Source organism: Dokdonella sp. GW821-FHT11D02, assembly GCF_058808595.1.
The window spans coordinates 2,834,340-2,847,268 of sequence record NZ_CM179520.1; the positions used below are offsets into that span (position 1 = coordinate 2,834,340).

Here is a 12,929-nt window from a genome sequence, read left to right on the forward strand (position 1 = left end):
CGACTCCCAAGCCACAGCGCGCCGTCATGGACGCGCTTCGCCGCTGCGAAACCGCACTCGCTGCCGAACGGGCTGAGGAGGCGCTGGCCGCGGCACACGAAGCGCTTGCGCTGGAGCCGGGCAACGTCGCGGCACGCGTTTATCTCGGCCTCGCCCTGCTCTTCCGTGCGCAGTACGCAACGGCTGCGGTCGAACTGGCCGGTGTACTCGAGCACCATCCGCAGCTCCTGCTGGCACGCTGCGCCCTGGTGCGCGCCTTGCTGCACGACGGACGCTTCGATGCCGCGCTGGCCACAGCATGCGATCCGAGCCTGCTCGATGCCGGCAACGAGTTCGGCGGTGCGCTCGGCGATTTCGCCGCCGCCGGCGCCTGGCTGCATCGGACCGAGTTGCTGCAGGCACGCGCGCAACGCCAGCCGCAGGACTACGCCTGCGCGCTGCTGCTGGCCGAGACCTTGCACAACCAAGGCGCGCTCGGCGCCGCCTTGGTCTGGAGCGAACGCGCGCTCGCGCTGCGGCCGCGAGCGCGCGCGCCGCGCGCGGTGCTGGCGACCGCACTGATCGATCGTGGCGAAGTGGAAGCCGGCCTCGCCCACTACCGCGAGCTGCTGCCCGATGCGGATGCGGACACTGCGGCGCGGCATCTGGTGCTGATGCACTACGACCCGCAACAGGACAACGAGGCCCTGTACGCCGCGCATTGCGATTTCGTGCGGCGTCACGTGCCGCGCTTCGGCGCGCCGTTCGTGCGTGCGCGGAGCTCCCGAGCGGATCGCGCGCTGCGTGTCGGCTGGCTGTCGCCGCGCTTCGACGAAGGTCCGGTCGCCACCTTCCTCGGCGGCCTGCTCGGCGCGTTCGATCGCACGCGACATCGCCACCTGCTGATCGCGCTGCATCCTGCGGACGATGCGGCGACGCGGCGTCTGCGCGCGCTCGCCGAGGAATGGATCGATGCCGCCGGGCTCGACGACAGCCGCTTGCTGCAGCGCCTGCGCGAACTCGACCTCGACGTGCTGGTCGATCTGGCCGGGCATTCGACCTGGAATCGCGCACGCGTGCTCGCGCAGCGCGTCGCGCCGGTGCAGCTCTCCTGGCTCGACTGGTTCGACACCACCGCGTTGCCGTCGATGGATGCCTGGCTCAGCGACACCTGGCTGACACCGATCGATTCCAGCCAACGCTACAGCGAACGCCTGCTGCATCTGCCGGCCGGGCGTTTTTGCTACACCCCGCCGGAATTCTCACCCGCGGCGGAATACGCCGGCGACGGCCGCGTCCGTTACGCCTCGTTCAACCGCCTGGCCAAGCTCAACGACGCGGTGATCGCGAGCTGGGCGGAGATCCTACGTCGCGTGCCGCAGGCTGAACTCGAACTCGGCACGCGCCTGCTCGACGACGACGCCACGCGCGAATTCACGCTTGCCCGCTTCGAGCGCCACGGCGTCGCGCGCGAACGCGTGCGCTTGTACGGCAGACGTCCGTACGCCGATCTGCTCGAAGCCTACCGCCGGGTCGACATCGCACTCGACCCGTTCCCGTTCTCCGGCTGCGCGACGACTTGCGATGCGCTGTGGATGGGCGCGGCGGCGGTCGCACTGGCGGGCGAAACCTTGGTCAGCCGGCAGAGTGCAAGTCTCTTGTGGCGGCTCGGCCGCGCGGAATGGGTCGCGCGCGACCACGACGACTACGTCGAACGCGCCGTCGCGCTCGCCGCCGATACGAGCGCGCTGCGCGCGGGACGCGCCGAGCAGCGTCGTGCGGTGCAGGCACGTTTGTGCGATGCGCGCGCGCAGGCCGCCGACTTTGCCGCGGCGCTGCGCGAGCTCTACGACGCAAGCGGCGCGCCGGCGTGAATGCCAGCGCGCCGTGCGGACTTCACTCGTAACCGAAACCGTCGGCGAAGATGCGATCCATCGCGTTGCCGCGCACGATCACGGCGTCGTCGTAACCCTCCAGCTCCACGCTTTGCAGCACGAAGCCGTTCGCGTTGAACACGCCGTCGTCGCCGGGCGAGCTCACGTTGCTGGTGGTGGCCGAGTAGATGATGCGGACCGGCGTCTGCACCACGCCGCTGGCGGTGGGTACGTCGACCAGGGTGCCGTAACCGAGGATCTTCTGCGGCGGCTGGCCCGCGCGCAGGCGCCAGATCGCGGCTTCGAGGGGGCTGGTGACGCTGCCGTAGACGACCACGTCGCCGTTGTCGAACACCGACCAGCGATAGAAGCTCTCCCATGTGCGCCCCGGCGCCGGCGCATACGCACCGGTGTCGCCGATCAGGGCGATCGGCGTGGCGCCTTCCTCGGGCGTGATGCGCCACAGACCGGTGGTCTTCTGCTGCGGATTGCCGACCGGCGCGATCGCCGCCTTCAGCGCGGCGTAGCGGCCGGCCGCTTGCACTTGGTACTCGAAGTCGCCGTCTTGGAACACCTGGCCGGCGACTTTCGGGCCGAGATTGCCCTCGGCACCGCGCAGCAGCACCGGCGCGTGGCTGGCGTCCGGCGCGTGCCGGAACAAGCCGAGGAACGCACCGGAATCGGCCTGGCCTTTCGCGGTGAACAGCACCTCGCCGGCGCGGCCGGTCGCCAGCGACGGATAAATGCTGGTGAAGGTGGCCGAACCCATGCCCGGACCGAGAGCGCCGCTGTCGGCGGTCAGCGCCATCACGCGCGGCGCGCCGTCACACAGACGCCAGATGCCGCCGCGTGCGCTGCCCGGCACGCCGTCGACGCCGCGCGTGCCGGCGACCGAGTAGATCTCGGCGCGCGGACTGACCGCGAGTTTGTCGGCGCCCGCGCCGCTGGCGAACGGACCGATGCCGTCGACGCCGGGCGACCAGTCCGGCCCGACGTCGTAGGCGAACAGGCAGGCGCGATTGCCGACACCGGGCTGATGGTGGATCACCGCATCGCGGATATTGCCGGCGCCGTTGCCGTAGATCTGCACGCTCATCACCGCCTCGCCGTTCGGCAACGCGCGCGCATCGATGCTGCGGAACGAACCGAACGGCTTGAGCGAATAGAACTTCCAACCCGGCGGCAAGCCGGGGCCGAGCGGACTTTCTTCGCCGGCGTCGTTGCGCGCGATTTCGATGTTGCGCGTGCCGTCCCAGCGCCACACGCTCTGCGCGTTGTTGGACGAACCCGGCGCGCCGGCGATGGCGGCGAATACGCGGTGATTGGTGCCGAAGCCGTCGCGATTTTCCTGCACGCTGGTGAAGACATGGCCCGCTTCGGCGCCGCTGCGGCCGGGACCGCTCGCATCGGTGGTGCCGGCGCGCGCGATCGGCACCAGCTGGCCGCCCTTCTCCACCCAATGCTCGTTCGGCTGGTTCGGCCGCGTGCGCGCGAAGCTCAAAAGCGGCGGTCCGCGGTCCGCCAGGGTGGCCGACTCGATGTTGTAGTTCTCGCTGCTCGGCGGCAGCTGCGGCAGCGCGATGCCGGCGTTGTCGGAGCTCAGCACCACGCGCCATTCGGCGGCGGATGCGAACGGAGCGGCCAATGCGGCGGCCAGCAGGGCGAAGCGAGGGCGGAAGATCGGAAGACGCACCAGAATGACTCCAAGCAGACGATTGGAAGCGCGAGAGTCTAGTGAACCGGTGCGCAGGCGTCGGCACGGAGCGGGAACGGCACGGTAACGTGACGGTAACGGCGCAACAAAGCGCCGCCATTGCAGCAAAAAAAAGCCCCGCATCAGCGGGGCTATGTAAGGCTTCGTACGATCGTCTTATTTGACCGGCAATACGCCTGACGCCTGTTGCCCTTTAGGGCCTTGGACGATCTCGAAATTGACACGCTGCCCCTGTTGCAGCGTGCGAAAACCTTGCGAATTGATGGCCGAGTAATGAACGAATACGTCCTCCCCGCCACTCTCGGGCGCAATGAACCCGAACCCCTTGGCATCGTTAAACCATTTCACGGTACCGGTTAGCATCGATGAAACCCCTTGCGATGGAATGCGTGCCGTCGAGGTCTCAGGACGCGAGTACCCGCGGACCGTACGCGACTGCACGGTCCAATATAACTATTAATTAACTTTGAAAATCAAGCGGGGTACTACGCAAAATGTGAAGCAGGTCCGGTGTACGGCTTGCCGCCGCTCAGTGACCGGCCAATAGGGCCGCGATCAGCACCGGCACCTGCCGGGTCGCCGCTTCCAGGTTGGCGTAAATCTCCGGCAGGCTGATCTCGGCTTCGTCGCCGCAACCGGCCGCCCAGTTCGCGACCAGGGCGATGCAGGCGTACTCCAGTTCCAGCTCGCGCGCGAGCGCCGCTTCCGGCATGCCGGTCATGCCGACCAGGTCGCAGCCGTCGCGGCGCAGGCGCGCGATCTCGGCGCGCGTTTCCAGGCGCGGTCCCTGGGTCGCGCCGTAGCAGCCGCCGTCGACGATCGCGATGTCGGCACGCGCAGCCGCGGCCAGCAGCTCGCGGCGCAAGCCGGCCGAATACGGCTCGCTGAAGTCGATGTGCTTGACCTCGGCACCGGCGACGTCGGAGAAACTGGTCAGGCGTTCGTGCGTGTAGTCGATGATCTGGTCGGGCACCGCCAGCACGCGCGGCCCCATGTCCGCGCGGATGCCGCCGACCGCGTTCACGCCGACCACGCGGCGCGCGCCCAGATCGTGCAGCGCCCACAGATTGGCGCGATAGTTGACCCGATGCGGCGGAATCGTGTGGCCTTCGCCGTGGCGTGCGAGGAACGCGATGCGGTGCGCGCCGACGCGGCCGAGCACGATCGCATCGGAGGGATGGCCGTAGGGCGTGTCGGTCGCGTAGCGCTCGACGTCTTGCAGGCCCGGGAACTTGTACAAACCGGTGCCGCCGATCAAAGCCAGGTCGATGCTCATGAGTGATATCCGTGGTCGAGATCAGCCGTCGATGGCGTAGATCGCGGGCAGGTTGCGGCCCTGTTCGTAGTAGTCCATGCCGTAGCCGAACACGTAGCGGTCCGGCACTTCGACGCCGACGAAATCGGCGCCGAGTCCGGCGACGCAGCGGTCGTGGTTCTTCTGGCACAACACCGCGAGCAGCACGCGCGCGGCGCCCTCGGCCACGCAGAAATCGCGGATCGCCTTCAGCGTGTGGCCTTCGTCGAGAATGTCGTCGACCAGCAAGACGGTGGCACCGGCGAGCTGGGTCGCCGGGCGTTTGATCCAGGTCAGTTCGCCGCCGCTGGTGGCGCCGCGATAGCGCGTCGCGTGCACGTAGTCGAACACCAGCGGCGAGCGGATCGCGGTCGCCAGCTGCCCCGCGAACGGCAGCGCGCCCTGCATGACGGTGACGAATACCGCCGACTGGCCGTCCAGCGCGACGTCGATTTCGTCGCCCAGGCGCGCGATCGCGCTGCGCAGGGCCGGCTCGTCGTGGATGCAGTCGGCGTGGGCGAGCGCGGTGGAAAGGTCGTGGCTCATGCGGACTCCGTCGAACGATCGAGCGCAGTCACGCTCGCGATGAATTCGTCGCGCTGCGGGTTTTTCACCAGCGCGTCCCAGGTTTGCGCGACCGCGCCTTGCAGCACCGCGACGCGCTCTGGATCGCAGGCCGGCAAGTCGGCGCTGGCGGCGAGCGATTCGGGCACGATCGAGGGATTGCAGGCGAGCAGCAGATCGCAGCCGGCGGCCAGATGCGCGCGGATGCGCGCGCCGATGCCGCCGACCGATTCGGCCGCGGCCATGCCGATGTCATCGCCAATGACCAGGCCGCGAAAGCCCAGCTCGCCGCGCAGCACCTGTTCGATCCAGATGCGCGAATAGCCGGCCGCAAGCGGGTCGACTGCCGGATAGGTCACGTGCGCCATCATCACCGCCTCGGCGCCGGCGGCGATGCCGTCGGCGAACGGGATCAGGTCGGTCGCGAGCAGTTCTTCCAGCGTGCGCGGATCGACGGCGGCGTCGAAATGCGTGTCTTCTGCGACTGAGCCGTGACCGGGAAAATGCTTCAGCGTGGCGGCCATGCCGCCCAGATGCATGCCGCGCAGATACGCCTGCACCAGCTCGGAGGCGATCTGCGGGTCGGCGTCGAACGCGCGCGTGCCGATCGCGCGATTGCCGCGCGCGAGGTCGGCGACCGGCGCGAAGCTGAGGTCGATGCCGATCGCGCGCATCTCGCTCGCCATCAGCCAGGCGTGTTCTTCCGCCCGCCGGATCGCCGCCGCGGCATCACGCGCGTACAGCTCGCCGATGCGCAACAGCGGCGGCAGACGCGTGAAGCCCTCGCGGAAACGCTGCACCATGCCGCCTTCCTGATCGACGCAGAGCAGGAACGGATCGGGCCGCGCATTGCGGATGTCGTCGATCAGCGCGACGACCTGGTCGCGGCTTTCGAAGTTGCGCGAAAACAAGATCACGCCGCTGACTTGCGGCGCGGCCAGCTGCGCGCGGTCGGCTTCGCTCAGGGTCTTGCCGGGAATTCCAATGATCAGCATGTCGTCAAAGTGACCTCAAATGGCGTCATTCGCGTGACGTTCCGCTTCGCTCCAGCGCGAATACGGATACGCGGCGAGATGCAGATTGTAGTAGCGCACCAGTTCGCTGACCTCGCGGCCGAGCCAGGCCGGGCGCGGGAACGGCGCGTCGACTCGCTCGAGTTCCAGTTCGGCCACGATCAGGCCGCGATTGTCGCCGCCGAATTCGTCGACCTCGAACCGATGTCCGTCGACGTCGACGTAGTGGCGCACCTTCTCCACCACATCGCCGGCCAAGGTCGTCAGGAGACGCTGCGCGTCGTCCGCCGGAATCGGGTATTCGTACTCGTCGCGCTGCACGCCCGGCGTCGCCGATTTGATGTTGAGGAAGGCCGCTGTGCCGGCCAACCGCACGCGCACCGAGCAGCGCGCAGCCGGCGGCCCGGCCAGATAACCCTGCACCATGCGCTCGCTGTGCGAAACCTCGCTGCGCCAGGCTTCGCAGACGACGAGAAACTTGCGTTCGATTTCGATGCCCATGCCGGCCTCAACGCTCGAACAGCGCGATCGATTCGACGTGCGCGGTGTGCGGGAACATGTCCATCACGCCGGCGGCGGTCAGGTTGAAACCGTGGCGTTCGACCAGCACGCCGGCATCGCGCGCGAGCGAACCGGGATGACAGGAGACGTAGACGACGCACTGCGTTTCCTTGCGCGGCAGATAGTCCAACACGGCGGCAGCGCCGGATCGCGGCGGATCGAGCAGCACTTTGTCGTAACCGCGCGCCGCCCACGGCGTGCCGCGCTGATCGGCAGCCAGATCGGCGGCGAAGAACTCCGCGTTGGCGATGCCGTTGCGCGTCGCGTTTTCGCGCGAACGCGCGACCAGCGCCGCCTCGCCTTCGACGCCGGTTACGCTGCCGACACGACGCGCGATCGGCAGCGTGAAGTTGCCCAGCCCGCAGAACAAGTCGAGCACGCTGTCGTCGGGCTGCGGATCGAGCAGTTCGAGCGCGCGCGCGATCATGCGCCGGTTCATGCCGGCGTTGACCTGGATGAAATCGAGCGGCCGGAACGCGATGTCGATGTCGGCTTCCGGAATGAGGAACGACAGCGGCACCTGCTCGGGCCACAGCGGCGTGACGCTGTCGGGTCCGCCCGGCTGCAGCAGGATCGCGATCGAATGCGCTTGGCCGAATGCGGTCAAGGCGGCGCGGTCGTGTTCCGACAAGGGCTGCAGATTGCGGAACGTCAACGCGACGGTATCGTCGCCGGCCGCGATCTCGATCTGCGCGATCTGCGCCTTCGCGTCCAGCGCACCGACCAGCTCGCCGAGCGCGGCGAGGCGTTCGCCGACCTGCGGCAGCAAGGTGTGGCAGACCGAAAGATCGGCGACGAAACGCGGGTTGTCTTCGCGAAAGCCGACCAGAACCTTTTCTTTCTTCGCCACCCATTTGACCGACAGACGACCCTTGCGCCGGTAGCCCCAGGGCTGATCCGTCAACGGATCGAGCCAACGCATCGGCGCGACCTTGCCGATGCGTTCGAAATTCTCGGCCAACACGCGTTGCTTCGCGGCGATCTGTTCCGCCGGCGCGAGATGCTGCAGCGAGCAACCGCTGCAGGTGCCGAAATGTTCGCAGCGCGGTTCGACCCGCAGCGGCGAGCGCGTCAGCAATTCCTCCGCCTTCGCCTCGTCGAAGCTGCGGCTGCGCTTGACCATGCGAATGCGCGCGCGCTCGCCCGGCAGCGCGCCGGCGACGAAGACGGTCTTGCCGTCGATGCGCGCGACGCCGCGGCCGTCGTGGGAGAGATCGGTGATGTCGACTTCGGTTGTCTGCATAGTGAACGCACTATGCCCACCCGCTTGGGGTAGGCGTTATTCGAATAGAAGGGTGGGTCGTTCGAGCTGCTTGGCGGCGTAAGACGTCAACCGACCGGCTCGATGTCGTCAGGGAACCGGCTGGCAGTGTCCCACTCGGAGTCGAGGATGTCATCTTTCGCGTTTCGGCGATGCCACGCACGATTGAGATGCGCGTAAACATGACCAAGATCAATTCTGAGGCTGTCTTCCGAGTAGTCGGCCTCTGAAATCTCCTTCAATAGATTGCCGAGATGCTCATGCGCATCTTGCAGCTCGTAGAAAAAGAGAGCCCATTCGACCGGGTTGTCTTCTTGGTTGATCACATCCAATCGAACCTCTCCGATCTGCCCCGCCTCACTTCTGCTTCCATGCGCCGCCGGCGTCCTGGTAGTACCAACCCGCCTTCGCCTGCTGTACCCATTGTTTGGCGAACGTGCTGCGGATCTGCGCTTCCCAGCCGGGCTGACCGTTGGCGACCGCGATCTCGCGGTAGACCGCCTGGCGGTCGCGGTTCTCGTCGGCGACGGCGGTGTTGAGCGCCGGACGCTCGGGCAAGGGCACCGCGGCGGCGTCGCGCAGCGCGACCAGACCGTCGTTGCTGAAGCCGATCGCACCGCTGGCGAAGTATTTGGACAGCGAGGCGGCGAAGCGCTGCTGCATGCGCGCCTGGATCGCCTGGATCTGCGGCGTCTGGATGCTGATGTTGGCCTGTTGCGCGTACGCGCTCGGCAGCAGGAAGTCGAGCAGCATCGCGCCCGGCGACTTGCCCGGCGGCGGCTGTTGCGATTCGTTCGGCGGGGTCGGGTTCTGCGCCGGCGTGTCCAGCACCTTGTCGACGAATTGCTCGGCCGCCTTGTCCGCGGCGGCTTCCGGAAAGTAGACGTTGATCGTCACGCAGGCGGCGAGGACGGCGAGCGCGATGAACAGGGTGGAGCCGGTGATGAGCTTTCTCATAACTGTCCTGTGTTTTTGCGTTCATCCATGAACGCGAGGATCAAGAGCGGCCATCCATGGCCGCACTGTTGAATGTTCATGCATTCGTCCTTGAATGCGAGGATCAAGAAGCGGCCATCCATGGCCGCACTGTTCAAGGAAGAGGTTGCCCTGCTGCTTCACTTCACGATCGGGCCCTGGCCTTGCATCGATTCGCGGACGCGGCGGACCAGGGTCGGCCAGTCGACGCGGCGGCGGTGGCCGACGACGTCCAAGTGCGGCACGCCTGAACCTGCGACGATAGTGTAGCGATCGGCGGCCGAATCGGGCCCTGGCGGTACTTCCGGCAGCGGATCGATGCCGCCCATCAAACAGACCTCCTTAGTCAGCCGGCAACGCAGTCCGAAGGCGTTGTAACCGAAGGTATCGAACACCTTCAGCGCCATGGTCTGGATATTGTTCGACAGGCCGCCGCCCCCACCGAGCGCGGTGATGTCGTTGACCGCCTTGTAGCTGAGGCGGCCGCCGCCCTTCGTGCGCAACCAGGCGTCGAGCGCGACCGGGCTCCAATCGACCAGACGCAGGCCCTCGATCGTGCCGAACAGGCGCCCGCTCATGCCGCCGAGCGAGAACGCGCTGGTGAATTGCTCGAGATCGAAGTTCTCGAAATGAATGTTCGCGCCGAGCGACGGTGCGACGCCGAATGGCCGCTCCAGGGTCAGGCCGCTGACGCCGAGGTGACCGTCGAACACATACAGATCCAGACCGCCGCGAAATTCGATGGTGTCGCCGGCGAACACCAGTTCCGGGATACCGCCGGACAAGCTGCCGGGAAACTTCGGCCAGCCGAACGCGGCCGAGATCTGCGGCATCTCCAGGCCCGCCACCGCGAACGAACCGGCGTAACGCTCGCCGCGCGGCGAGCGCGGCAGCAGGCTGAGTTTTTCCAGCCGCACCTCTCCGCCGAACACGCCGACCGACAACGGCTGCGCCAGCACCACCGCGCTGCGCTGCGACTCGAAGCGCGCCGCGGCGGCGCCGAGCGGAATCTTGAACAGCTCGATCGAGCGCCACGCCAAGGTGGTCGCCGGCGTGTCGGTGCGGTATTGCCAATCGACGCCACCGTCGACGCCGACGAAGGCGAAACGGCCGCCGCCGTCGCGCAGGCTCACGCCGTGCGCATCGAAGCCGAAACGCTGCAAGCCATCGGCATCGAAATGCAGGGCGCCGGAAACGCCGCCCTCGCCGTGCAGCTCGGGGTAGCCTTTCGAGGCGAGCCAGCTGCGCGCGTAGCGATCGAGCGCGGGGCCGAGCTGCGCCGCACGCACGTCGATCTGCAAGGCGCGCAGCGGCTGCGCCGCGCCCGGCGCGAGTTCGCCGCGCGCGCCGAATTCGAGCGTGCCTGCATCGCGCCAGTCCAGTTCGCGCAGCGCCAAGACGCTGCCGTCCCAGCCGGCGTCGACACGCACCTGCACCGGAGTCGTCGGCAATTTGAGGTAGACCGCACCGGCCAACGCTTCGCCGCCGCGCAGATTCGCTTCGAGCTGCAGCATCGGCGCCGCATTCGGTCCGGACACGCGCAGCTCGCCGTCGGCGGCGAGGTGCGCGGCGCCGAGCGTGCCGTCGGCGCTGTCGTAGCCGATCCCTTGCACGGCGAAGCGGGTCGACAGCCGCTCGCCGTCGCGCGCCAAGGGGTGCAGCACGCTGCGCGACAATTTCAATTCCCCGCCGAACAGCTTGGTGCGCAACTCGCCGACCAGCTGCAAGGCGCCCTCGCGCGACTGCCAGCGCGAGCTGGCGGCCGGTAGATTCAGATTCGCGAGGCGCAGCGAGGTCCAGCTCAACGGCGCCGCCGGCCGTTCGCCGGCGAGAGCCCAGTCGATGCCGCCGCGAATGCCGCGCGCGGCATGGCCGGCACCGTCGCTGGCGTCGAATCCGGCGGTCGTCAGCGCCAATCGCTGCAAGCCGCTGCGATCGAGCGCGAACTCGCCGGCCAACTCGCCCTTCAGCTTCCAGCTGCCGAGCCCCTGCTCGGCCAGCACGCTGCGCGCATAGCGTTGCGTGACCAGCGGGAACACGGCTCGTTGCAGGCGCACATCGAGCGCCTGCAGCGGCGCCAGCGCAGCGGGTTCGAGCACGCCGGCGGCTTCGAAGACCAAGGCTTCGGCGTCGTTCCAACCCAAACGCGTGATATCCCAGCGGCCGTCCGCTCGAGCCACCGCGTCGATCGTCGCGGCGACCTGCGTTTGCTCGAGTTCGATCCGCGCCGCGCCGAACTGCAAGTGGCCGCCGCGCAGCTCGGTGTCGGCGACCAGATGCAGGTCCTCGCCATCCGGCGCGGTTTGCAGCCGGCCGCTCGTCGCGAGGTCGCTGCCGGCGACGGTGCCGTCGCCGCTGTTGAAGTCGAGGCCGGTGACCGCGTAGGTGGCGTCGACGCGGCCGTCGGCGTGCACGTTGGCGTTTGCGTCGAATACGCCATCGCGCAGTTCGCCGCTGCGCCAGGAGTGCGCCAAGGCACTTTTCAGCCAGCTCGCCGGCACCTGTTGCAAGGACGCTGCATAGGCTGCATCGGCCGCGAACGGAATCGTCAGCGTGACGCGCGCCTGGGCGCGGCTCAGGCGCAGTTCGAGCTGTTCGCGCGCCAAGTGCAATTCGAGATCGGCGCTCTGCTCGGCGCCTGTCTCGCCCAGACTGACCGGGCCTGCGCAGGTGTGCGCCGCGCCGTCACGACGGATTTCGCAGCGCCATTCCAAGCGGCCATCCAGCGCCAGCCGCGATGCGACGAGGCGCGCGGCGGTGAGGTGCAGCGAGGCGGAATGGCCCCGCTCGACGACGTCGATATGCAGATCGCGCAGCTCCGCCTCGGCGTTCTGCACGCGCGCGGCCGCCACCGTCAGCGTCCGCGCCGAAGCGGCCACGGCCGTCAGCGCCAGCACACCGGCAGCCGCCCCTATCCAAACGCTGCGGATTGACCGGACTCGCATCGGCGACCATTCTGCCAGTCAACGCGATTCCATGGCTCGGCATGTCCGCACCACGCATCCTCGTCGCAGACGACAATCCGCTCAGCTTGCGCTTCTTCATCGAGGCGTTGCGAGGTTTCGGCTACGACAGCCGCAGCGCGGCGGATGGCGCCGAAGCGCTGACCCTCGCCAGCGCGGAAGAATTCGATCTGCTCCTGCTCGACGCGCGCATGCCACGGCTCGGCGGCGCCGATGTGCTGGCAGCACTGCGCGCCGGCAACGGCGCCTCGCGACAGACCGTGGCGCTCGCCACCACCGCAGCTGACGACGAACGCGCGCATGCCGACCTGCTCGCCGCCGGCTTTCTCGAGGTGCTGGGCAAGCCCTTGAGCGTAAGCGAGCTGCGACAGGCGCTGATACGGCACCTACCGTTGCCAGCGGCGGCCACCGCCGTGCTCGACGACGCTCAAGCGCTGAGCGCGGCCGGCGGCGATGCGACGATCGTCGCCGCGCTGCGCGGCTTGCTCGCCGGCGAACTCGAGACGTTGCCGGCCGAGATCGCGGCGTTCGCTGCTGCGGGCGACGTCGCCGCGTTGCGCGAACGCCTGCATCGCCTCGACGCTTCGGCGGGATTCTGCGGCGCGCGTGCACTCGGCCAGGCGAGTACGCACTTGCGCGCCGCGCTCGCGGCGGCGGCGTGGCCGCAAGCGGCCGTCGACGATCTGCTCGAGGCCTGCGTCAGCACTCGCGCGCTGCTGGCCTGAATCGAA

Annotated in this window: 12 protein-coding genes; 2 read left to right on the forward strand and 10 right to left on the reverse strand. The window is 68.1% G+C overall.

What is annotated here, in order from left to right:
• Nucleotides 1-26 precede the first annotated feature (26 nt).
• A complete protein-coding gene (locus tag AC3QL3_RS11950; protein ID WP_492893831.1) occupies nt 27-1,853 on the forward strand; it encodes an O-linked N-acetylglucosamine transferase, SPINDLY family protein in 1,827 nt (608 codons plus the stop codon).
• Nucleotides 1,854-1,875: 22 nt separating this feature from the next.
• Here AC3QL3_RS11950 and AC3QL3_RS11955 read toward each other — a convergent pair whose 3' ends face one another.
• The 10 genes from AC3QL3_RS11955 to AC3QL3_RS12000 all read right to left on the reverse strand — a co-directional run bounded on the left by AC3QL3_RS11955 (nt 1,876) and on the right by AC3QL3_RS12000 (nt 12,180).
• Nucleotides 1,876-3,546 carry a hypothetical protein gene (locus AC3QL3_RS11955; protein WP_492893833.1) on the reverse strand — a complete coding sequence of 557 codons (1,671 nt, stop codon included), beginning with the start codon at nt 3,544-3,546 and terminating at the stop codon, nt 1,876-1,878.
• A gap of 177 nt (nt 3,547-3,723) precedes the next feature.
• Nucleotides 3,724-3,930: a cold-shock protein gene (locus AC3QL3_RS11960; RefSeq protein ID WP_492893835.1), complete on the reverse strand. Its 207-nt coding sequence runs from the start codon at nt 3,928-3,930 to the stop codon at nt 3,724-3,726.
• A gap of 166 nt (nt 3,931-4,096) precedes the next feature.
• Nucleotides 4,097-4,843: an S-methyl-5'-thioinosine phosphorylase gene (locus AC3QL3_RS11965; RefSeq protein WP_492893837.1), complete on the reverse strand. Its 747-nt coding sequence runs from the start codon at nt 4,841-4,843 to the stop codon at nt 4,097-4,099.
• A 21-nt stretch (nt 4,844-4,864) separates the two neighbouring features.
• Nucleotides 4,865-5,407: a hypoxanthine-guanine phosphoribosyltransferase gene (locus AC3QL3_RS11970; RefSeq protein ID WP_492893839.1), complete on the reverse strand. Its 543-nt coding sequence runs from the start codon at nt 5,405-5,407 to the stop codon at nt 4,865-4,867.
• Nucleotides 5,404-6,420, reverse strand: a complete 1,017-nt coding sequence (nagZ, locus tag AC3QL3_RS11975) for a beta-N-acetylhexosaminidase (protein WP_492893841.1) — start codon at nt 6,418-6,420, stop codon at nt 5,404-5,406. The genes AC3QL3_RS11970 and nagZ overlap by 4 nt, the downstream gene beginning before the upstream one ends.
• 15 nt (nt 6,421-6,435) lie before the next feature.
• Nucleotides 6,436-6,939 carry a CYTH domain-containing protein gene (locus AC3QL3_RS11980; RefSeq protein ID WP_492893843.1) on the reverse strand — a complete coding sequence of 168 codons (504 nt, stop codon included), beginning with the start codon at nt 6,937-6,939 and terminating at the stop codon, nt 6,436-6,438.
• 7 nt (nt 6,940-6,946) lie between these two features.
• On the reverse strand, nt 6,947-8,242 hold the full coding sequence (gene rlmD / locus AC3QL3_RS11985; protein ID WP_492893845.1) for a 23S rRNA (uracil(1939)-C(5))-methyltransferase RlmD: 1,296 nt from the start codon (nt 8,240-8,242) through the stop codon (nt 6,947-6,949).
• Between the two features lie 86 nt (nt 8,243-8,328).
• Complete coding sequence (locus tag AC3QL3_RS11990; protein ID WP_492893847.1) at nt 8,329-8,592, reverse strand: hypothetical protein; 264 nt, start codon at nt 8,590-8,592, stop codon at nt 8,329-8,331.
• A 25-nt stretch (nt 8,593-8,617) separates the two neighbouring features.
• The gene (locus tag AC3QL3_RS11995) at nt 8,618-9,217 is read right to left on the reverse strand and encodes a YdbL family probable chaperone protein (protein ID WP_492893849.1); all 600 of its coding nucleotides are present in this window, start codon (nt 9,215-9,217) and stop codon (nt 8,618-8,620) included.
• A 158-nt stretch (nt 9,218-9,375) separates the two neighbouring features.
• The gene (locus tag AC3QL3_RS12000; protein WP_492893851.1) at nt 9,376-12,180 is read right to left on the reverse strand and encodes a translocation/assembly module TamB domain-containing protein; all 2,805 of its coding nucleotides are present in this window, start codon (nt 12,178-12,180) and stop codon (nt 9,376-9,378) included.
• Nucleotides 12,181-12,221: 41 nt separating this feature from the next.
• Between AC3QL3_RS12000 and AC3QL3_RS12005 the strand changes: the two genes are divergently transcribed.
• Complete coding sequence (locus AC3QL3_RS12005; protein WP_492893853.1) at nt 12,222-12,923, forward strand: response regulator; 702 nt, start codon at nt 12,222-12,224, stop codon at nt 12,921-12,923.
• Nucleotides 12,924-12,929 lie beyond the last annotated feature (6 nt).